The sequence below is a fragment of the Frankia sp. CcWB2 genome, assembly GCF_977927585.1.
The window spans coordinates 1,294-1,764 of the sequence record NZ_CDWRCM010000282.1; the positions used below are offsets into that span (position 1 = coordinate 1,294).

Consider the following 471-nt stretch of genomic DNA (forward strand, 5'->3'; position numbering starts at 1 on the left):
GGCGGCGTTGCGGGGCGACCGGTCCGCGGCGAACAGCGTCCGCAGGGTGTGCTTGCCGGCGGCCAGGTGACCCAGCGCGAGGCTGCGCTTGATCGGGAAGGAGGTGGGGATCACGAGGTCGGTGGCGTAGGCGGTGTCGACGTAGAGCGACAACACCGCGGACTCGCCGCCCGGGGAGCCCCAGGAGACCCCTGGGGCGGTGGTGGTGACGTCCAGGAGCACCTCGCCGTCGGCCTCGGTGCGGAAGGGGATTGACGAGTCCTGCCCCCGGTTGAGGACGATCTCCGCGGGTGGAGCCGGTGCCTTGTCCCCGGAACCGCACGCCGCGAGCCCCACCGCCAGCACGGTGGCGGCCAAGCTGGCGCCGAGCGTCTGACGCAGTCCCCTTGACACCCGCGTTCCCTCCTAGAATCCGGGATCGCCGCCGCCGCGGCCCGTTCCGCGCTCCCCCGATCCCCACACATCCTGACA

At 72.6% G+C, this 471-nt stretch carries 1 pseudogene; it reads right to left on the reverse strand.

Annotated elements, in window-relative coordinates:
* Nucleotides 1-393, reverse strand: a pseudogene (locus ACY45C_RS20420) (hypothetical protein); the annotation flags it as partial.
* Nucleotides 394-471: the final 78 nt, after the last annotated feature.